This is a genomic window from Exiguobacterium sp. s146, from assembly GCF_018618415.1.
Classification (GTDB): domain Bacteria; phylum Bacillota; class Bacilli; order Exiguobacteriales; family Exiguobacteriaceae; genus Exiguobacterium.
On record NZ_JACSMA010000002.1, the window covers coordinates 1 to 20,326 of the forward strand.

A 20,326-nucleotide genomic window follows, 5' to 3' on the forward strand; every position below is an offset into this window, starting at 1 on the left:
ATGGACCTTACGTCGTGAACTTAGAGGGGCATACGGAAACCATCATCGAATTGGACGAGCTGCCGTCTGATTTCGTCTTCGAACTTACAAGTAATCGAAGAGGGCCCATCGAAATAGCAGAAATCTCCATCACGATTAGCTTGCCTCTATCGTTAGGGACGTTAACACTCTATTTGGCTCCCCCTTTACGTTGGACGGTATATCCATCGATTTCAAGTACTCATGCGCAGCGTATACGATCACACCTGAAGCTTGGTGAGCGCGTCTCTAAATATTCTCCAATTAAGGATCGATTACTACAAATCTCATCGAAGCCCTATGAGGATGAACCGTCTAGACAAATCGACTGGTATGCGACGGCGAAGAAATCCACTTTGCAAACGAAACTGTACCAGCCGGTCAATCAAGACATGTTCACGGTGTATCTCGACTTGTCGGCTTCGAACGGGATCGGCCTTCATCATCAGTTCGAAGAGTTGATAGAGGATACGGCATTGGTCAGTCGGGAATTGATTGAAAGCGGCGGGAAGGTCGAGCTGTTTGTGAACCGATTAGATCAAAAGGGACATGTCAATCACTTGAGCATCCAAGAAGGGGCGAAGCAGCTTAAAAACATCCTCGCCTTACTCTCTAGTCTCTCGGAGCAAGATCACTATATGGGTTCAACCCGTTTCTCGCCTTACGTGACGAAAATAAAAAACAAGCAAGCTCAGCTCATAAAAATCGCCTCACCTCACTGACTTTTTAAAAGCCAAGTAAGGTAAGGCGATTTTTTTAACAGACATTCAGTCTTCAAAGAACCACTTCTTGCGTGGCTCCACTTTCAAATTGTCCCCATGCTTCTTCATCTCGGTGATGAGGTAGCGTTCGAGTTCGTTCATCGCCTTGACCCAGTCCGTCATCGTTGCGACGAGCGGGACGACGGTCAGGATGAGGTCTTCCTCTTCATCCCGCATCTTCTCGATCATCAGCTTGGCGAAGTCGAAGTTCTCGTGGATAAGATCCTCTTCCCGGTCGATGATGTGCTCGTTCTCTAACTCATAAGCCGAGAATAGACGCTCATGTCGTCTGAGCAAGTGTCGCATATGACGCATCAATTCGTCCTTGAGCTGTGGAGGCAAGTGTTCGAGCGTCAGAAAATCGTCATGCAGCTTGTCGAGTACGTGGATAGCGGCACTGTTCGTATCAATCATTTTCGACTTCAAGACGGCTCGGCGATAAATCGGTGTCTTCTTCTCGAGCCAGCGGTTGGCTTTAATCTCTTCTTCAAAGAAGTCGTACGTTGTCTTCGAATCCCGATGTTTCTTCTTCGTCTCCTCGAGTGACTCGAACGACGAGCGCCCCCCTTCCGTTTCCGAGAACAGACGGGCGATACGGACGGCCATTTGGAAGACGGTCGTAATTTCGTCCTCAAGTTTCCGCTCATAGCGTGGCGGGAACAAGAGCGCGTTGACGAGAAGCGCCACCGTGATCCCCATCATGATAAGCAAGTAACGTTCTCCGGCGAACATCCAGACGGGCATGTCCGATTGGCTCGCCCCTTCCATAATCAGAATCGTCGTCAAGATGACGGTCCGGGTCGTCGACTCGAGGTTCAAGAAGAGAAGGATCGAGATGGCGATGATGATGACGACCCCGATGGCGATCGGTGTCGGGTTCGGCGTCAACATTAAGGAGAAGACGGCGAGCAAAGCCCCAATCAAGTTCCCTTTTAATTCTTCTAATAGCCGGACACCCGTCTGGTAAACAGACGGCAATAACGCGAGCGAGGCCGCGAGCGCCGGTACGACGATCTGTTGAAATTGAAATGCCTCGGCGATGAGTAACACCAAGGCGACGGATATGCCGGTCTTGATTGTTCTAGCTCCAAATCTCATGCGGTGTCGACACCGAGGTGTCTTCCTCCCTTTATACACGTCTTAACTTTTTGTATCCCACTTACCATGCCCTGAAACCTCAAAACATTTCAAGCCGTTGTCCCCTGTTTCGATAGCGCTTCCGTGGTATGATGGCGTTGGATATTTTCTTTAATCTTGATGGGGAGGGGTTTACTTGTCAACCATTGCTTTATTTGGAGGGAGCGGCCGCACGGGGATACGGTTGCTCGAACGTTTATTAGAAGACGGACACGACGTCCGACTGTTGTCACGCCGTGAGGTCGAACCGAGAGAACGACTCACGGTCATCATCGGGGATGCCACCGATGCAGATGCCATCGCGGAGACGGTGCAATCAGCCGACGTCGTCATGTCGGCGCTCGGCACAGACAAGCAGAACGTCTTGTCCCGCTTCACCCCACTCGTCATCTCGGCGATGGAAGCAAACGGAGTGACCCGCATCTTGACGGTCGGGACGGCCGGCATCTTGCAGGCACACGATTCCAATCACTATCGCTTCGAGACCCGAGAATCGAAACGTTCGATGACGACCGCGGCCGAGGACCACGCCAAGGCGTACGAACTGCTCGACGCATCGACGCTCGATTATACAATCGTCTGCCCGACGCAATTGATTGAAGACGCGTCCGTCGGGAACATCGTCATCACAGCTGACGTGCTCGGGACGCAGAACTCGGGACCAATCTCGCGTGACGATGTGGCGGAGCTCGTCATTCAAGCCTGGAAAGACAAATCATATCGTAGACACCGCGTCGGCATCACGACGGAATCATAAGTAGGGGATGGGGATTTATGAACGAACAACGCATGCGCCTCGCGCAATTGACCGACGTATTTGACACACAAGCTGAGACCGAGTCGGCTCGTCTCGCCAAGACCGCACTCCGAAAAGTGACACGTGACGAGATTTGGATTGCCGTCTGTGGCCACTTTTCAGCAGGTAAGTCGACGCTCCTCAACAATTGGCTCGGGGATGGCGTGTTGCCGACGAGCCCGATTCCGACGAGTGCGAACATCGTGACGCTTCGACAGGGGGACGTCGGGGCATCGGTCGCCGTCAACGACACAGATTGGATTCGACTCGCGCCGGATGAACTCGACCGCTTGAGCGACTACTGCAAAATCGAAGAGATTAAAGAAGTCGAGTACGCCCTGCCCCGCTTCCCATTCGGAAGCGACGTCGTCCTCATGGACACGCCCGGGATTGACTCGACCGATGAACGGCACCGTCAAGCGACGGAACGCTCGCTTTTCCTCGCCGACCATCTGTTCTTCATGATGGATTACAATCACGTCCAGTCCGAACAAAACATCAAACTGATGAAACAGTTCAGCGCCGAGGGGCGTCCCTACTCGATCATCATCAACCAAATCGATAAGCACGATGAAGGAGAGCTTCCGTTCCACACGTTCAAACGCTCGCTCGAGACCGCCTTCACCCGTCACGCGATCAATCCGGACGACATGTTCTATATTTCGCTCCGTGAGCTCGATCACCCGGAAAATGAGGTCGAACGCCTCCGGACGTACGTCCAAACCGTCATCGACGCCGCGCGTGAACATGCGGAAGCACGCGCCGACTTGCTCGTCGATACGTTGCTCGCCCGGTCCACTCGTGCGAACGACGCCCTCTTGGACGAGTTGCCGGTCATCGAGAAGCAGCCGACGGAGATTCAAGCCCGCCTGCAACGCCTCGATAAGAAAGCGATCTGGCTCACCGCGTTCCGTCGCGAGTTCTTCAAACACCAGACACCGATCGTCGCGAGCGCGCCGATCATGAACTATGAGTTCCGTGAACTGTTGCGGGACTATCTCGAGAGTTGTGCGCCGGAGTTCAAGGTCGGCCTGTTCTTCTCAAAAGACAAGACGCGCCAGGAACGGCTACGTCGTGAAGAGATCGCTGTCAAGGAGTTCAACCGATTGATCGATACGAACCTTCGCCCCCACTTGATCAAGTACGCCGAAGACATCGTCCGTGATTTGAAACTGCCCGAGGCGATTTTGTCCCGTCCGGATACGTTACCGACTGCACCGAGCGCGCTCATCAGTGACCAAGTGAAGTCCGGCGCATCGCTCAGCGGTGACACGGTGCTTCAATTCAGCCGCGACATCGAGTCGGCTCTCGCCTCTTGGGTGACGAAAGTGTCCGAACCGTGGGTCACGTCCGTCGAAACGTATCTTGAGGCCGAAGGTAAAGACCGAATCCATGCCATCGAGACCGAGCAAGACGAATTGTATGACATGCTCGACACGTTGGCGCTACAACGTCAGCTGGCCGAACAGAGAGACGAGCTCACCCATTACACGACACGTGACCTCTCGGATTCGCGTTTGACGGACCTTGAGACCCGTCACTACGTCACGGCCGACCAATTACCGCAGAAACAAGTCGAACATCAGCAACAAGAAGTTGCCTCGACCTCGCTTCTGGTGGATGATATCACCGCTTTGTCGTTTGATTTTTCTTATGAATATGCGGTATGTGAAATATTAGAGAACCATCCCTTATTCAAGTCACGCGTCAAGTCGCTCCGTCATAAATTGGCCCGGGCCGAATCCGAGACATACACGCTCGCCATCTTTGGGGCGTTCTCGTCCGGCAAGTCGTCGACATTGAACGCGTTGCTCGGTGAGACGGTGCTCCCGACGTCACCGAACCCACTGACGGCGTCGATCACGAAAATCGTGCCGCCGAACGGCCGCGCCAACAAGAGTGCGTTGATCACGTTCAAGACACGTGCCGAACTCGAGGCCGAGCTGAACGGTTACGGGGCGTCACTCGACGCACTCCATCTCGACCATCCGTTCGTCAACGCTCTCAAGAACGCTCCCCTGTCCTATCTCGGTAGCCAGGAGACGGTCGACTATGACACGTTCTGCTCATTCGTCACGGAGGAAGAGAAGAGCTGTATCGTCAAAGAGATCGAGCTCGCCATCGACTCCCCTTGGGCCGAGCGTGGCATCATCTTCGTCGACACGCCAGGTGCCGACTCGCAGTTCAACCGTCATAGCGAAGTACAGTTCGGTTATATGCGTGACGCCGACGCCGTCCTGTTCGTGACGTATTACAATCACGCCTTCACCGAGGCCGACCGAGAACTCGTCATCCAGCTCGGACGCGTCCAAGGGACAGGTGACCATCACATGTTCTTCCTCGTCAACGCGTCCGATTTGGCGGCGGATGAGGCGGAACGGCTCGCCGTCAGCGATTATGTGTCGAACCAGTTGACGAAACTTGGCGTCCGTCATCCGACGGTGCTACCGATTTCGAGCCGGAACGCCATCCAGGGCACGGACGCCGGGTTCGACCGATTCTCGGTCAAGCTCGAGCAATTCGTCGACCACGATTTGCGTCAGGCGAACGCGGTCCGCATCAAAGATGAGGCACATGCCCTCGTCACCGCGTTCGAGGACGTCGTCCGCGAGGCCGAAGCGGATGCGAGCGTCAAGGCGGCCCGCCGTGACAAGCTCGAACAAGTACGCACTTCTGACAATCGTCTCAACGTCACGACGCTCGAAGACCCGTTCAAGCGCGAGACGGACGAGTTGCTCGCCCACCTCGAGACCCGCTCGCTCCTCCGGCTGTCGGACTTCGTCAAAGAGACGTTCCATCCGGTCGAGGTCGATGGATCGAAGGCGAGCCTCGAGCGCGCCCTCAGCCGGACACTCGACAAGTATGCGTATGACATCCATCAAGAGCTGCAAGTGTTCCAATATCGGCTCGAGCGCTTCTTGAAACGGGAGACGGAACGCTTGATCGAGCGCGAGACGCTAAAACTGCGTCCGCTCCTGCCGACGCTGTCGTTTGAGGACGACATCGACATCGATTGGTTCCGTGACGCCGTCGACCCGGTCGCGTTCGAGGCGGCCCCGTTCCGTCCCGTCCTGAAGCACTATAAGAACGCGAACCAATTCTTCGAAGGCGACGGCCGGACGAAACTGCGCGATGACTTGAGCGCCCTGTTGAAGACGGCGGTGCGCGAGCAACTCGCGCGCGTCGGAAGTCATCAAGTCGAACGGACGGCGACGCAGCTTGCCGCGCTCGAGAAGACACTCAGCCAGGACTGGGACCGTGAAGTGAACAACCTCGTCGCCGGCGAACTGAGCGTGCTCTCGGACGGACAATCGTTCCAAGACATGACACAGCGCCTCGCTGCGCTCAGAAAGGACTGAACGCATGGGTTCCTTGTTGCTCGTCGGATTGATTCCGGCCGTCATCATGACGGTCGCACTCGGCTTGTTTATTCGCCACCTGTATTTGAATAGAGAGTAGACTAAAAAGGATGGGACCGAGACCGGCCCCATCCTTTTTTATGACGCCATGAACGGCTTTCAAACCGCTTCTTGACGGTCCCATAGCTTTTCAACGCTCACTAGTTCATGTTTGTTAAACGTCACTTTATAAACGTCCGGCATATCGAGTTCTTTCCAGAACATATAGCCATACTGTTCATCAAAATAATTGAGGATCAGCACCATGATATTCCCATGCGTACCGATTGCGATTCGCTTTCCTTCGTATTGGTCGAGTAGTGACAAGATCGCACGGACTACCCGCTGTTGAGCAACAACGTTCGATTCGCCCCCTTCCCATGCAAATGTAGGATTTTCCCACACTTTTGTCATCGCCAAGGTAAAATTCTCGGCCGGCTCTGTCGTCAACATCCGTTCCCGCAAATCGTCCATGAGTAGCACTTCTGTCCCAATCTGGTCAGCAATCCCTTGGACGGTTTGAATAGCTCGTTTATATGGACTCGAAACGACGAGATCAATCTTTTCTTCACTCAAGGTGTTCGTGATGTTACGGACGTCTCTCTCTCCCTTTTCAGATAAGGGTCTCGTCCATTCATCGGCTGTATATGTAGAGTGTGCATGTCTTACGAAATATAAGGTCGTCATGTCATCGTCTCCCGTTCTATGGATGTCATCATTCACTATTATTCCACTGAAACTTATTGTAAAATTATCCAGCGTGACTTCATTATATTCCTCAAAAAGAGGATAACGCCTACATATTTTTTCCGATGAAGACGAACATCGAAGTTGGAACGGTGAGAATATACCGTTGGAGTTCACGATGTAAGCCGCAAAAATATAGGTTGATGGGAGAGGCAAACATGAGAAGCAGAATTCACATACTCGGCGCTTCGGGCTCCGGCACGTCAACACTTGGCCACGCGTTGGCGAACGTCCTGCCGCATACTCATCTGGATACGGACGATTATTTCTGGATCAACAAGTTCACCGAACCGAGACCTGTCCCTGAACGACGCGAGATGCTCAAGGAAGAGTTGCTACAATCTGAACGGTGGATTCTATCAGGATCTCTCGCAGGTTGGGGCGACTGTTTCATGCCCTATTTTGATTTGGTTATCTTTTTATGGATTCCGCCTGACGTCCGCTTGGCCAGATTGCAACAACGGGAACTCGAGCGCTATGGTGCGGAAGCACTCGCTGGCGGTAGCCTATACGAGCAATCACAAGCGTTTTTGAGTTGGGCCGCCCTTTACGACCATGCCGGGACAGAAGTTAGAAGTAAGTCGTCGCATGAACAATGGCTGGCTGAACTGGCTTGTCCCATCCTAAGAATCGAAGGCGACTACTCGACCGAGGAACGAATCGCGATGGTCATGGATGTGTTAAAACAGAATCAGCATCAATGATATTCCTTCCCGATCCTGATTTTGGTGAAATGAATTTCAGCGCTTGCGGGAGGGAACAACAGATTACAGACGAACACCTCGGTCCCATCCAACATGTAACTCGAGACAGCGATATCGTGCATAAAGTAAGGTAGCTGTAATCTAGATAATTCTTTGATGGGTGCCACCCGGTCGTTCAAAGGAGCAACGATGTCCACTTTGATACATCCTAAAAATTCGATCTGGTGATGATAACTCTCATTTTCTTCTTCAATTTTGATTAACACTTCATCCCCGTAGTACCGACAATCACACCCGAGCACACGAGCATCCCAATAATATATCTTTTCAATCTCCTCTAAAATCTCTTGTACGTTCATTATTGTTCCTCACCTTCTATTTAGAATAAGAGCCTCGAGTATGTGTGCTCGGGGCTCTTTGTTATGCGTCAGCCGGGTACCGCACGTCGATGCGCTGCCGGATATCGGTCATGACGTCCGCGAGTGTGAGCATATCGGCAAACGAATGGACCTCGGTCTCCCGCTCCCCTGCTTCAATCATGTTTACGAACGTCTGAATCTCATACGTCATATGGCTTTCCTGTTCTAAACCGAGTTCGACGGTCGCCCCGTCTCGGCCAACGAATGTCAAGCGGTCGAGCGAACCGATATCGTCAATCACGATGCGCCCCGCTTCCCCGATGATTTCGGACGGAGCGTCCGTTCCGTGAATCTTCGAGTGGAGCACGATGATGTCCATGCCGTCATACGACAAGATGGCCGAACCACTGCCGTCGACACCTGACTCGAGCTTGACCGCGTTTGCTTGCACGCCGTCAGGTCGACCGAACAGTTTCAAGGCCGGGCCGAGGCAATAGACGCCGAGGTCCATCAGTGAGCCGTTCGAGAAGGCAGGATTGAACGTGTTCGGATTGTCTCCGCGTTTATACAAGTCGTAGCGTGACGAGTATTGCGACTTGTTCAAGATGACACGCCGGACGTGGCCGACCCGATGGAGTTCTTGACGCAACACATCGAAGTTCGGCATGAACAGGTTGCGGAGCGCCTCGAGCAAGACGACGTCCTGTTCGCGTGCCATCTCAAGCATCTGTCTGACTTCCTCGACGTTCGAGGCGAACGGCTTCTCACAGAGGACGTGCTTGCCGTGACGCATGAACAGCAGGCTCTGCTCGGCATGGAGCGAGTTCGGGCTCGCGATATAGACCGCATCAATCAATTCACTGGATGCCATCTCCTCGAGTGAGGTGAACGTATGTGGAATATCAAATTCTTCGGCGAACGTTTTCGCGCGCTCATCTGTCCGGGAATAGACGGCGGACACGGATGCGTCTTCGACTTGATGGGTCGCTTCAATAAAAGAACGGGTGATAAAGTTTGTGCCGATGATACCGAATCGAATCATGGGTTAATCCCTCTTTTCTTTAGGTTGTGATGGCTTTGCTAAGGACGATTTCGTCATGGAGCGGGATGCCGTGCTCACCGATGACGGGGATTGACGGTTTATGTAGCCTGGCCGCATCGACCGCACCCGGGATAATCCGTGCGAGGCGCCAGCCTCGGCGTTGGTAAAAGGAGAGCGCACGCAGGTTGTCGTTCGTCGTGATGAGCGACAGCCGTTCGAGCTGATGTTGCTTGGCCACTCTCTCCACTTCATCGAGGAGCGCCGAGCCGATGCCACGCTTCTCCTGGAGGCTGTCGAGCGAGATGATCTCAATCTCGTCTTCCCGAATGACATACGTGAGGAGGCCGATGATGACGTTCGCTTCCGACCAGACGAACCCGTCAAGCGTGGCGCAGTCATACTTACCGGTCGAGATGACCATCTCAGGTGAGCCCCAGGCATCGATAAAGAATGCACGGACCGCGTCACGCGTCAAAGAGGTAATCGGTTCAATCATCGCAAATCACTCCGCCTCTCGGGCAGGTGACGGTTTTGGCGCACTCGCCTCGGCGTAGATGCGGAACTGTTTGAACTGTTCATCATAAATCAGGCGAATCGCCCAGCGAAACGCTTTTACATATAGGGTATACAGCCATGAGGACGGTGCGAGTGTGATGCGAATCGTAACGTCCGTCCCGTCTGCTGTCTCGTTTAACGTATATGTCGCCGTCGACACTCCTTGATTCGTCATCGCCTGCACCTCGCACTCATATGGACGATTGACATGGGTCAACTCGGATTCGACCCGAATCTCTTTCTTCTCGAACTGTTGGACCGAGATGAACCTTTTTCCCGTCACGAGTGAGGCGTCACCATCCTCGTAGATGTTCTCGATCAAATGGTCGTTCCATTTGATGATATGTTCGTCTTCTGCGAGACAAGCGAACGTATGGTCAATCGGTGCGTCGATTGTCATTGTATATGTAGCCACTTCAAGTTGTTTCACATCAAATCCTCCTTCATCGATCGACATTCTTTTTTTCATTACGTTAGACAAGATCTTTTTCAAAACAGACATACCGTTCATGCCCTTTCGGTTTCGAATCGAAATGGACGCTTCCACGTTCCACGTAGCCGTGTCGTTTGTAAAAGTTGCAGGCTGCCCCATTTCCTGAGAAGCTGTCGAGCCGGATGCTAGTGTAACCTTCCGCTTTTGCCAACTGTTCAGAGGCATGTAACAGGGCTTTTCCGCTACCTTGACCTTGCCGCTCCGGATGCACCATTAAGGAATGGATGACGAGTGGATGGTCGTGACGCCACTCAATCGTTTCCCATTCCGGCGACTGCCATTCGTCGAGCACGACGACGCCGATCAACTGCTCACCGCCTTTCATAATATAGACAGAACCTTCTTCGATACATGCTTCGAAATAGGCGCGGTTCGGGTACGTGTCGTCCCATTGGAAAATCTGTCGGGCGAGCAAATCGTCTTTACAGGCGTGATACAGTCGTTCGATTGCATTCACATCTGATGGTTTGGCTAATGCGATTGTGTTCATTCCAATGCTCCGTTCTTGAAGATAATTATTTCGTATTGATAATCCGTTCGTATTTTTTATACTCCTCGTGGTCCATGCTTAGACCGAGCAGCTCAGCGATTGTGTCTTGCCGCCACGTGATGGGATTGAAATACTGCGAGCCCGTGTTGAACCAGCGCCCCTTTTGATCGAATCCCCACGTATCCTTCACCCGGTCTAGTCCTTGCTGTAGAAGCATCTTTCCTTCTGCTGGATGGGCTCGCAAGCGATGTTCGCCGAGACGCATATATGGTTCGACGGCCCACGGGCATCGTTCAATCGCTCGTTGAACATATGTATAATCGAAATGATCGATGTCTCTCTTCGCCAACGCAATACAAAGCAAGCCGCTCACTTCTTCCGGTCCTTGTTCGATGAGCGACTCTGCCAAAGCGACATCCTCGTCTGTGATGACAAAGTCATTCCAACCCGTCCAATATAAGACGAGCGCGAAATAGAACGAGTCATTCGGATGAAACGTATAGGCAGTGAGACCGAAGCTATTCACCCGGGCAAAATCTTCGATGGTATCAATCAACTCATACGCGATGAGCATGTCCCATCGGCTGTTATCGGTCGGGTCCATCATCACGCGGTCAATCAACATCTGTTCGATGCCTCGGGTTTGTTGAAGGTAATGTTCAAGCTGTTTGAACTGGTTTGCCTCAACGTAGGCGTCGATGCGATCCATCATCGCCTGTTGCTCCACCGAGAGGGTCTCGTTGCCTGAATACAGCTCAAAGATATTCCCTACGTTATAATCATTCAAAGATGTGTTCTCCTCTCCCACGTCGCTTTCCACGATGAGCGCTAGTAATTCTGTCGATATGATTGCGTTTTTAGAAAAAGAATTTATCATATTCGTTGTTATATTTTCTTAAAAAAAGATATCACATGCGGTATTTGAAATAAAATTATTCAAAATACTCTAGAATGGTTTCTGGGTCATATTCCAACTCTACCAGCTCGCTAGACCAATCGAGGCCGCACAGCAGCTCATCATCCGACATGTTCGGCAACCAGCGTTCAAGAAATAATTCGACCGGCAACTCGATCACATGATAGTCAGCCCATTCCGTCAAGCGAGCGCAAGCTCTCGGGACGAAAAGAATAACAAGACGTCTGTGTCTTCGACGTGCGATGGTGCAAACGCCCACCCTTCGTCTTGCTCCGCAGATAGACTAAAGACGAGTCCATTCTCCTCGACTCGTTCGCAAAACGTCTCGAGCACGTCGTTTTCAGCCTGCTTCACTTCGACGAACGCCTCAAACGAATGCGCCGCCACCTCGAGTTCGTCTATCTCGTGCCACCAGACGTAAATCGTCTCCCGGTCGCCTTTTAGAAAACCGAGCTCATCACCAGACCCATTCGTCGCAAGCGTCACGAACCCTTCCGGCAACTCCTCTTGCTTCAATTCGTTGGCTCGAATCACATCATCCCACGTCTTATTGAAAAACCGCTCGTCCTTGATGGGATAAAAGAACCAATCCCCAAGTTCGAACTTGTTCCCATGACCCCATGCGTCACGTAAGCCGTCCGGGAAGCGTAACCCCACTTGTTGCTCTACCTGTTCAATCTCTTCGACCGAAAATCCTGGAAGGTTTGTCTCGAGTCTCATCTCATCGCCCTCTTTCTAACATCAATAACATGAGTATACTGAATTTACAAAAAAGAGGGAATTGATTCCGACAAGTTGATGCAATGATTGACGCGATTTTATCGCGCTAAACGTTTGAGAATGTAAAAATGACCTGTACACCAGGCCCATCATCACGAGACATCATTCGGTTGTAAGCAGTAACTTCTTAGTCGATGCAACAACTTACCTAGATGCGTCATTACTTGTCGACGAGCTGAACGCCGTTCACTTCATAATCACCGATTTGAATGAAGTGAAACCGTTCGCCCTCGGCTAACCCTCTAGAAGTTCCCGAAAACTCAGCTACAACGTCAGGGCGTTTCCGCGCACCGAACGGCCACTTGTACAACAATCCGTCTTTTACGAAGTAGCCGACCTGTCCTTGAATCGTCAACGCCGAACTGTCGTGAAGTCGCTTCGGCGTCTTATACTTGTTGAATCGACCGGTTGAATCAACATAAATCAAGTCATACCAAATCGACGGACAGAGCCATACCCCGGTTTGATTTACTTGCAGCAGTTCACACTCGACGATGGTCGGCGGACGGATAAAATCGGACTGATAACGATGTAACACGTTGCCTGTGTGCGAGAAGCAGACGAGTGCCTCGGTAGAAATCCCTTCGCCGAACACCCCCTCGTCGACATAGCCAATCCAAATCTCCGTGTCGTTGACGGCGACCGCTCCGATGGCGTTGCCCGCATGGAACGAATGAAGAATCTTGCCCCGCTCATCGATGACCCAGGCATTGACGGGAGTCTCCTCGAGCGTCACATCGACGACCAGAAACGTTTCTGAATCAAGGAGACGGATGAATGGCGAACTCAACTGAAACGGCACTCGCAGCGTCCGCTCGTTCCAATAGACGACCGGGCCACCTTGATTCACCAGAACAATCAAGTCATCCCCGAATACATCGGCATCAACGATTCGCGAATCTTTCGTTTGGTGTAGCGTTTTAATGTACAATTTCACTTGATTCACGTCTCCTAACCCTTACTTAGCTGTCGCTTTCTCCCCTATAGCCACAGACGATCAAGCCCTGCACCGACCACCGCCCAAAATAGAATCGTCACCCCATATTTGACGAACATCGTGATATTCGAAGGGTGGGTGAACGTCTCGACGAACCAATGCGTCTCCATGACCCAAAACGGAGGACTCGTCAGAAAGAAGAGAATCGATTTTTCATCAGCGCCGCTCCCATTATAAAGACAAATCAGCACCGCAAAAAGTGTGAGCCAAAACGTAAACGATTTGAATCGAGCCATCCCTTAATCCCCTGTCCTGATTCATCTATTCGACTGAATTCGTCTTCTCATACTGTTCGAGCGTCGTGCGAAAACGCGCAACCTGTTCCGGCGTCACCGGATCGGTCATTCCATAGCGCTCGTCCAAATACGGCTTGAAATCGACGTCCGTCAATTCGATGCGTCGTGCCCACTCTAAAACCGTTTCCGTCGGCAACCATTTCTTCGCCGATGGCAACGCCTGATTGAATGCGATGAGAGCGTCCCGAATCGTCACACCGGTCCAAGCCGGTTCCTCGACACTCGTCATCGAGCTCGGGACTGGATGACGCGAGAACGTCCTTGTCATGAGCGAAGCTGTTTCGTCAGCTCGCTTGCGGTGCTGAAAATGAATGTAAGCGGCAAAAATCAGTACGCTAAGCAATACACAGGCTAACAACAATACCCAATAGAAGAGGCCATCGCCTCGTTCGATGACGGTCGTCACGGAATCGATCGTATAATCCAAATAATCCAGTTTCAAACGAGACTGTTCTTCTTCTTTTGGTATCCTCATCTTTCCTTCGGACGACTCCATCAAATACTCAGATTCTGCCGGTGTCGGTCGTAACTTTAATCCCGATGTCGGAGGACGATACCACCACTCGATTAAATATGAGATGAGACGTATTCCGACAATGACCATCCCTACCGTCAGCACTGCGGTCAAGCCAAGCCGAATCATCCAACGCATGGCGTCGCCTCCTCTATAATCGGTTTCCATAACAATTGTATCATCGAAAGTTTTATTTGGAATATCCATCCAGAAAGTTTCAGGCTTTCGTTCACAACAAATGCATCTTGGCGACCTTACTTGTCGGTCGCAATTTCAAAATCAAAGTCGCTAATTCGTTCGCTTCAGCATCCGTCATTAATTTGTCGGGAATCGCATTGAAAAATAGCAAATATTCCTTCAAATCTATACGGTTAGTATCAAGCTCGGCAGCACGTTTCGCGTGTTCAAACGCCCGTTCATAGGCGTAAGGATGGTGACAGAACGGTTGGCTCATTAGAAGCGAAGCGGTCTCTTCCCAATCAGCAGTCTGCTCAACTTGAATCTGATCGCATACGATTTCGTAGACCATTAAATCATCCGTTTCAAACGCCACTTCAAGAAATGTATTTAACACCACTTCATGAGGGAGCGACTTCCCTAGACGTTGAACGGTCGCTCTGTCGTCTGAGAGAATTGCCTTGTGTAGTTGTTTTTTCAGGGCTCATTTGTACGATTTCCCCTTCCTAAATGATTCGTCAAAGCTCTGTTTCCATCTCTTTACGATTCGTTTCAAGCAAATAAATCCACCTCTTCACCTTGACATACTATACCTTTAGTGTAAAATTACACTTGTAAGTAAATGTAAATATAACCCTCATCAAGAAAGGGGTGTCCTGATGGGCAATCCGAAGAACTGCCTCATCGTGTTGTCATCGCTCTATGTGCTCGCATTTATCGTGAACCTGATTCCTTCCATCATGTTCCCTGATGCGACGATTCAGCCGATTCATGCGGTCGCATCCGGCTTACTGCTCGTCTGCATGTTCGGGACGTGTTTATTACGGAATCGTGTCGCCAAGCTGTTGATTATGGCTATTCTGTTCGCAAGTGTGACCGTGTTCACCTTGATCAGTTTCGAGTCGTACGTCTATGACATCGTGCTATTGGACGCCTTGTTCGCGATCCAGTATCCGCTCTATATCCTGTTCGTGACACCACTGTTCGGGCTCAACTACTTCCTGAACGTCAATCCGGAATACGTCGCCTTGCTCGTCTTTTTCATCGCAATTTTGTTGCTCGTCATCCATGAACTCGCGGTGACACGATTCGATCGAATCAAACCATGAGCGGAAGTTGCATCACGCGTCGTTTTCAAGCGATGATGATCTGCGGGACGAGCCTTTTCATATCCATCGTCTACCTTTTGTTCTCCCCGAATTGGATTGGACCAGGATTCATGTGGATACTCGGAACGATGATATTGTTGGCAACCTCTTCAATAGGATTAACGGTTCACCTTTCCAAACATCGGGGATGGAATCGATCTAAGTACATTTACGTAGGCATCGGCATATTCTTGATGCTTGGACTCATTTCCCTGTATATCTTGTGGTACGTTATTGCCATCAACATGAATCACACGACATCACATCCGCTAGGAGGACTCATATGAACTTCTATATCGGCTCCCGCTTCTCGAACATAGAAAAGGTCAGAGCCCTACGCAATCACCTACTCAACGACGGCCACACGCATACATACGACTGGACGACGAATGACCGCGCCACGTCACTTGAGGACTTGCGAGCCATCGGCACGAACGAGTTCGAGGCGATCAAGGCGTCGGACTTCGTCGTCATCTTGCTGCCGGCCGGCAACAGCAGCCATGTCGAGCTCGGAATCGCCCTCGGTGCAGGTGTTCCACTGTTCATCCATGACGCTACAAATCGTTTCGACGATGTCGAGACGACGAGCACGTTCTATCATCTTCCCCACGTCATCCAACTGACGGGATCGCTCGAGGACGTACCTCGGGCCATCACGACCCACTTCGCAACAGGTGTTTCGCCTTCTGGAGCCGTAATCGGGTGATGTATTGATATGGGGGGTACCCGGTCAACCCATTAAAGTTGCGGATGAACTGATATTTGCTCTGGTTCGCCAAGCGGCACAAGTCGTTGACACGGATGACTGTCGCATAATTCTGTTCGATATACATAGAGACGGGTCCATGTGTTCGACTTCGAAGAGACGAGCGCGATGAAGCGCATCTGTTCGGGCGAATCTCTAGGCACGTTGATTCACGACGGCCAGACCAACTTAGCGCCATAACTGACGACACCACCGGCACAGATGTCGGTGGTGTCGTTTACTTGATTCACTCGAAGAACGCACTCGCCCCGATTCGAAAAATGAGCTCGTCGTTTTCCATCGATGTTCTATAATGAAGGTGAGGGACATCTTTGATTGGTTATTCCCCACATATAGCGGGTAATTGAGGAGGTGGCTCATGGCGAGCCGATTCGAAACAAATGGAGGGATGAACATGAAGCAATGGACCAATGACTCGATTTATTTGTTCGGGCTCATCGCTTGTATGGTTGTCGGCACGATGGCGTACACCGTCCTTTTGTTCGAAAGTGACACCGGCCTTCTCGGCTATTTGATTTTACCCGCCATCGTCTTATCTTCCCTCATCTTCGGGATGCGGGCCGGGCTGACCCTGTCTGTCACGCTCCTCCTCTTTTTATTCATCTATTTCCGATGGTTCGCGTCCATCTATGAAGCAGGAAACGTTCAGTTTTTCAACGGCAGAGGCATCAGTTTTACAGTTCTGCTACTCGTCATGTCCATTTTGTCCGGCCTCGTCCATCAACTCGTGAAGAACGTGCAGCTGTCACGGCTCGAGTTAGAGGAACGGGCACGACAGCTCGTGGCCGTCGACCCTGAGACGTGGCTCGATAACGCCGAACGGTTTCGGATGGACTTGACTGCAGAGCGCGATCGCCTCATTCGCCACGGTGACGCCTTCACGGTGTCGTTCATTCAGATTCCTGAGTTGAGACAGTTCGAGGAACGGTTTGGACGGACCGAGTATGAATGGTTCTTGAATTACTTCAGCGACGAGCTCCACCTGGCCACGAGACGAACAGATCATAAATACCGCATCGCCCTAGACACGTTCGCCATCATCTATCCACATACGTCCCTAGAGGCCACCCGCGTCGTCCATGACCGGATTCGTCCGTTACTCGAACAGTACGAGCTCCAAAGCGGTGAACACGTGTCGTTGACTCATGAACATACGTTTTATGATGTGAATCGAGAAAATAGCAACACGGTCGTCGACGAAATCATTGCGAACATGTCCGCAATCAGTTGAATGTCGCGCGATATATATCCCCAATCAGACCATCCATTTGGTGCACCCCTAACTCTGCATTCGTCATGATGATCATTGCTTTGCCTATGTACGGGTATGCCACGAGCATGCTTTGAAAACCAATCCCCCAGCCGAGCGAGGACAGTTCGCGCAGCTCCTGTTCCCCATCCAAAAAGACGCCGAGTCCGACGAAAGGGTTTAAAGACGAAGCAGACAGCATGTCTTTTACCGCTCGAGGAGACAGTAAGCGACCGTTGCCTCTCACCGCCTCCATCAGTTCGATGACAACGCGCGTCAAATCCTCTGTCGTCGTCCACAATCCGGCCGCCGCTGGATACGGATAGTGCGGGATGATGGGGGCGACGGAATGACCGTGCTTGTCGTGTCCGCTCGAAAACGCCACACCTTCCACCTCGAAGTCATATCCACTCGCATGCATACGGAGCGGGATGAACAGTTCGTCACGGATCACATTCGCAAACGGACGCTCCATGACGTCCTCAATCAATAGTTGAATTAGACAGAACCCGGCGTCCGAATAGTGAAACGCTTGGCCCGGCTCACCCGTTACATGAACCGGTCCGTCGTGATATAGCGTGTCTCCGTTCAACAAAGCGGTCATCGAAGGTCGTCCGAAGGTGACATCAAGCTCTCCGAAACTGTCCGTCGCATCGATGACCCCGGACTCATGACGCAATACTTGACGCAACGTCACCTCGCTACGTTTTGAGGCAACATCTGTGAGTTGCCATGAAACGAGTCGGTCATTCACCGGTTCATCTAACGCTACCTGTCCCGTTTCGACCAACTTCATAACGAGGACACTGGTCAGAAACTTACTCATCGAACAGGCATTGAAGCGCGTGTCCGCCGTCACCGGTCGACCGCTCCCCGCCGATACCGTTCCGAACTGTTTAGAGTCCATGAGTCGCCCGTGTTCAATCCAGGCGATGCTACAACCCGGGACGCGATGGTATTTCATCCGCTCCTCGATATATGCTACATCTAACGGCATCACGCAACTTCCTCTCCTAAAGATAATCTCACCGCATCACAATCAATTCGGACAAATCGTCAATCGAATCATCGGCGTCTGCTTCAGACTCCTCCCAGCGGTCGTTCCGTTTCCAAACCGTCCGCATGCCGACTCGCTTGGCGGCTTGAATGTCATGGAGCGCGTGGTCCCCGACGAACATGGCAGTTCCTGCTGTAACGTCTAATCGTTCGAGCGCCCGATGAAACAGCGCGGGGTCTGGTTTTTTCATGCCTTCCCATTCAGAGACGAGCACACAATCGAAATAATCGCGGATGCCTAGACCATGGATCGACTTCATTTGGAGTTCGCCAAACCCGTTCGTGATGATGCCGAGCCGAAGCCCACGCGCTTTCAAGGCGCTTAGCATCGGTTTTAGATTCGGGAACGCGACGCAGAAATGCTGAAACTGGTTCACATAGTCATCGAGCAGTTCTTGTCGAGTGATGCCACTAATCTCAAACTCCTGAATCAACTGGTTATACACCACGTCTTTCCAGCGGTAGCCGTGCTGGTCGAGTTCGATGAAGCGCGTGACATAATCTCGTTCCTCGATGCCGGTCAGATGTCCCTTCAGTCTTGCATACTGGTCATGGATGAACCGTCGCACGGATTCATCCCGGTTCAGCAGCGTGCCATCCAAATCAAAGAGCACGGCTTTCAACACAGACATACCGGTCGTTTGAATCGTTTGAGTCAGTGACATGGGAGCGAATCTTCAAGCACGACGACGGTCTTCGCTTCCGTATCGACAATCCGCGTACGCGTATCGTTTTTCGACAGCAATACGGGCTCACCCGTCTTATCAAAGCAATACGCCATCGGAATCGAAAATCCACAGTTTCGGTACGACCCGTCGGCGTGGCTCGTCCCGAGAATGATGGAGCGTTGTTGCATCGCGATTTGCTTCGCTTCTCCAGACCAGTCAGTGTACTGCTCTTCACTGAACATGCCGACGCCGATCGGATTGAAGATGATTTGGATGGGTTCTTCCGATTTGAGTCCGTCCAGCCCCATAAAGATTTCTCGACAGAGCACATACCCGTATCGGCGACCGTCGTCCTCCACGGTTGAAGGCATGAACAGCGGCATCGTTTCCGGAGTCTTGGCACGGTCCAACACCGTCTCTCCTCGTTTGTCGATGATGAGGGCCCTGTCCACGTTCTTCTCGTTCCGATAGCCCATCACGACCGCTGTCTGAAACGTCTTCGCGAGCTCCTTGACCTCATCCAAATGTGTGTATTGACAATAGCCTTCTGGATACAACACCAAGTCCACCGTAGGGTTCGCTTCAATCTCTTGAATGAATTGTTCTAGGTGTTGCTCCATTTGGGGTTGACCGATCAGAATCCTCATTTGTACCGCACATCCTTCTCTCATTTGTTTTGTTTAGAATCAATCGTCTCACTTCGAAGTAAACCCGACTGAATAAAGAGGTTTCTTCTCTTGAACTGCCTCGACCACGCCTCCGGCAATCTCTTCATGCGTTAACCAACGGCGCTCCCCCTTCTCGACCTGATAGCCGAGTTGCACTTGGTGATAACGGACGTCTTCAGGGATTGTCAGACCGTTTCTCACATCGCTTGAGTTGGAGCGGCTCCCGAGAACATGGAACACGTCCGTGCCCCCGCGCAGTACTGACAACACACACGGCAAGGCGTCAGCTGCGTCAGAATGAATCCAGGCAACGACCAGGTCGAAATCTCCATGAATCGCCATCGAACGTCGCAGTGCCTCCTTCAGACGCAAGTCGTCCCGATAGTCGACCAAAACGGCAGACAGCCGACCCGGCGATTGCTCGCTCAATCGACTCATGTTCTCGGCATCCCGTCCGATGATGGACACGTGATACCCAACCTCTGCCAACCAAAGGACCGTCCCCGCCAGCATCCCGCTGCCGCCAATCACTAACGCATGTTTCACGATCTATCTGTCCCTTCTGTCCGTTTATAAGTAAGGAAAGGAATC

At 51.7% G+C, this 20,326-nt stretch carries 25 protein-coding genes; 7 read left to right on the forward strand and 18 right to left on the reverse strand.

Annotated elements, in window-relative coordinates; all coding sequences use genetic code 11:
- On the forward strand, positions 1 to 740 hold a 740-nt coding region (locus KNP83_RS06580), incomplete at its 5' end, for a DUF58 domain-containing protein (RefSeq protein ID WP_214761712.1).
- 45 nt (positions 741 to 785) lie between these two features.
- Here KNP83_RS06580 and KNP83_RS06585 read toward each other — a convergent pair.
- Complete coding sequence (locus KNP83_RS06585; protein ID WP_214753354.1) at positions 786 to 1,877, reverse strand: FUSC family protein; 1,092 nt, start codon at positions 1,875 to 1,877, stop codon at positions 786 to 788.
- Positions 1,878 to 2,052: 175 nt separating this feature from the next.
- Between KNP83_RS06585 and KNP83_RS06590 the strand changes: the two genes are divergently transcribed.
- Both KNP83_RS06590 and KNP83_RS06595 read left to right on the forward strand, forming a co-directional pair.
- A complete protein-coding gene (locus KNP83_RS06590) occupies positions 2,053 to 2,673 on the forward strand; it encodes an NAD(P)-dependent oxidoreductase (protein WP_214761714.1) in 621 nt (206 codons plus the stop codon).
- Positions 2,674 to 2,690: 17 nt separating this feature from the next.
- Positions 2,691 to 6,071 (forward strand): dynamin family protein, encoded by a 3,381-nt coding sequence (locus KNP83_RS06595; RefSeq protein WP_214761715.1) that lies wholly within the window; start codon positions 2,691 to 2,693, stop codon positions 6,069 to 6,071.
- Between the two features lie 159 nt (positions 6,072 to 6,230).
- Here KNP83_RS06595 and KNP83_RS06600 read toward each other — a convergent pair whose 3' ends face one another.
- Entirely contained in the window at positions 6,231 to 6,797 is a 567-nt protein-coding gene (locus tag KNP83_RS06600) for a histidine phosphatase family protein (protein WP_214753360.1), read from the reverse strand.
- 218 nt (positions 6,798 to 7,015) lie between these two features.
- Between KNP83_RS06600 and KNP83_RS06605 the strand changes: the two genes are divergently transcribed.
- Positions 7,016 to 7,561: an ATP-binding protein gene (locus KNP83_RS06605; RefSeq protein ID WP_214753362.1), complete on the forward strand. Its 546-nt coding sequence runs from the start codon at positions 7,016 to 7,018 to the stop codon at positions 7,559 to 7,561.
- On the opposite strand, the gene KNP83_RS06610 is transcribed toward KNP83_RS06605, so the two are convergent.
- From KNP83_RS06610 to KNP83_RS06665, 12 genes are all read right to left on the reverse strand, one after another.
- Positions 7,555 to 7,920, reverse strand: coding sequence for a hypothetical protein (locus KNP83_RS06610; RefSeq protein WP_214719616.1), 366 nt, complete (start codon positions 7,918 to 7,920; stop codon positions 7,555 to 7,557). The genes KNP83_RS06605 and KNP83_RS06610 overlap by 7 nt on opposite strands.
- A 61-nt stretch (positions 7,921 to 7,981) precedes the next feature.
- Complete coding sequence (locus KNP83_RS06615) at positions 7,982 to 8,962, reverse strand: Gfo/Idh/MocA family protein (protein ID WP_214753364.1); 981 nt, start codon at positions 8,960 to 8,962, stop codon at positions 7,982 to 7,984.
- Positions 8,963 to 8,981: 19 nt separating this feature from the next.
- Complete coding sequence (locus tag KNP83_RS06620; protein WP_214753366.1) at positions 8,982 to 9,458, reverse strand: GNAT family N-acetyltransferase; 477 nt, start codon at positions 9,456 to 9,458, stop codon at positions 8,982 to 8,984.
- Positions 9,459 to 9,464: 6 nt separating this feature from the next.
- Positions 9,465 to 9,947, reverse strand: coding sequence for an SRPBCC family protein (locus tag KNP83_RS06625; RefSeq protein ID WP_214753368.1), 483 nt, complete (start codon positions 9,945 to 9,947; stop codon positions 9,465 to 9,467).
- Between the two features lie 43 nt (positions 9,948 to 9,990).
- Positions 9,991 to 10,500, reverse strand: coding sequence for a GNAT family N-acetyltransferase (locus KNP83_RS06630; RefSeq protein ID WP_214753370.1), 510 nt, complete (start codon positions 10,498 to 10,500; stop codon positions 9,991 to 9,993).
- A gap of 25 nt (positions 10,501 to 10,525) precedes the next feature.
- The gene (locus tag KNP83_RS06635; protein ID WP_214753371.1) at positions 10,526 to 11,287 is read right to left on the reverse strand and encodes a hypothetical protein; all 762 of its coding nucleotides are present in this window, start codon (positions 11,285 to 11,287) and stop codon (positions 10,526 to 10,528) included.
- A gap of 145 nt (positions 11,288 to 11,432) precedes the next feature.
- Entirely contained in the window at positions 11,433 to 11,675 is a 243-nt protein-coding gene (locus tag KNP83_RS15220) for a DUF2750 domain-containing protein (protein WP_353048156.1), read from the reverse strand.
- On the reverse strand, positions 11,597 to 12,136 hold the full coding sequence (locus tag KNP83_RS06645; RefSeq protein WP_214753375.1) for an SMI1/KNR4 family protein: 540 nt from the start codon (positions 12,134 to 12,136) through the stop codon (positions 11,597 to 11,599). The genes KNP83_RS15220 and KNP83_RS06645 overlap by 79 nt, the downstream gene beginning before the upstream one ends.
- 220 nt (positions 12,137 to 12,356) lie before the next feature.
- Positions 12,357 to 13,142 (reverse strand): hypothetical protein, encoded by a 786-nt coding sequence (locus tag KNP83_RS06650; protein WP_214761717.1) that lies wholly within the window; start codon positions 13,140 to 13,142, stop codon positions 12,357 to 12,359.
- Positions 13,143 to 13,177: 35 nt separating this feature from the next.
- Positions 13,178 to 13,429 carry a hypothetical protein gene (locus KNP83_RS06655; RefSeq protein WP_214761719.1) on the reverse strand — a complete coding sequence of 84 codons (252 nt, stop codon included), beginning with the start codon at positions 13,427 to 13,429 and terminating at the stop codon, positions 13,178 to 13,180.
- A 25-nt stretch (positions 13,430 to 13,454) separates the two neighbouring features.
- Positions 13,455 to 14,141, reverse strand: coding sequence for a hypothetical protein (locus tag KNP83_RS06660; protein ID WP_214761721.1), 687 nt, complete (start codon positions 14,139 to 14,141; stop codon positions 13,455 to 13,457).
- Positions 14,142 to 14,232: 91 nt separating this feature from the next.
- On the reverse strand, positions 14,233 to 14,532 hold the full coding sequence (locus KNP83_RS06665) for a hypothetical protein (protein WP_214761722.1): 300 nt from the start codon (positions 14,530 to 14,532) through the stop codon (positions 14,233 to 14,235).
- A 307-nt stretch (positions 14,533 to 14,839) separates the two neighbouring features.
- On the opposite strand from KNP83_RS06665, the gene KNP83_RS06670 reads away from it, so the two are divergent.
- The 3 genes from KNP83_RS06670 (at position 14,840) to KNP83_RS06680 (ending at position 17,325) form a co-directional block, all read left to right on the forward strand.
- A complete protein-coding gene (locus tag KNP83_RS06670) occupies positions 14,840 to 15,289 on the forward strand; it encodes a hypothetical protein (RefSeq protein ID WP_214761724.1) in 450 nt (149 codons plus the stop codon).
- Positions 15,290 to 15,611: 322 nt separating this feature from the next.
- The gene (locus KNP83_RS06675) at positions 15,612 to 16,034 is read left to right on the forward strand and encodes a group-specific protein (RefSeq protein WP_214761726.1); all 423 of its coding nucleotides are present in this window, start codon (positions 15,612 to 15,614) and stop codon (positions 16,032 to 16,034) included.
- A 454-nt stretch (positions 16,035 to 16,488) separates the two neighbouring features.
- The gene (locus tag KNP83_RS06680; RefSeq protein WP_214761728.1) at positions 16,489 to 17,325 is read left to right on the forward strand and encodes a GGDEF domain-containing protein; all 837 of its coding nucleotides are present in this window, start codon (positions 16,489 to 16,491) and stop codon (positions 17,323 to 17,325) included.
- Here KNP83_RS06680 and KNP83_RS06685 read toward each other — a convergent pair.
- Genes KNP83_RS06685 through KNP83_RS06700 form a run of 4 tightly spaced genes read right to left on the reverse strand, consistent with a single transcriptional unit; the run spans position 17,318 to position 20,281 of the window.
- The gene (locus KNP83_RS06685; RefSeq protein WP_214761730.1) at positions 17,318 to 18,340 is read right to left on the reverse strand and encodes a serine hydrolase domain-containing protein; all 1,023 of its coding nucleotides are present in this window, start codon (positions 18,338 to 18,340) and stop codon (positions 17,318 to 17,320) included. The two genes, KNP83_RS06680 and KNP83_RS06685, sit on opposite strands and share 8 nt — an antisense overlap.
- A 28-nt stretch (positions 18,341 to 18,368) precedes the next feature.
- Complete coding sequence (locus KNP83_RS06690) at positions 18,369 to 19,064, reverse strand: HAD family hydrolase (protein ID WP_251139270.1); 696 nt, start codon at positions 19,062 to 19,064, stop codon at positions 18,369 to 18,371.
- Complete coding sequence (locus tag KNP83_RS06695; RefSeq protein ID WP_214761732.1) at positions 19,055 to 19,714, reverse strand: hypothetical protein; 660 nt, start codon at positions 19,712 to 19,714, stop codon at positions 19,055 to 19,057. Before KNP83_RS06695 ends, KNP83_RS06690 begins: the two co-directional genes overlap by 10 nt.
- A gap of 48 nt (positions 19,715 to 19,762) precedes the next feature.
- On the reverse strand, positions 19,763 to 20,281 hold the full coding sequence (locus KNP83_RS06700) for a Rossmann-fold NAD(P)-binding domain-containing protein (protein WP_214761734.1): 519 nt from the start codon (positions 20,279 to 20,281) through the stop codon (positions 19,763 to 19,765).
- Between the last annotated feature and the right edge of the window lie 45 nt (positions 20,282 to 20,326).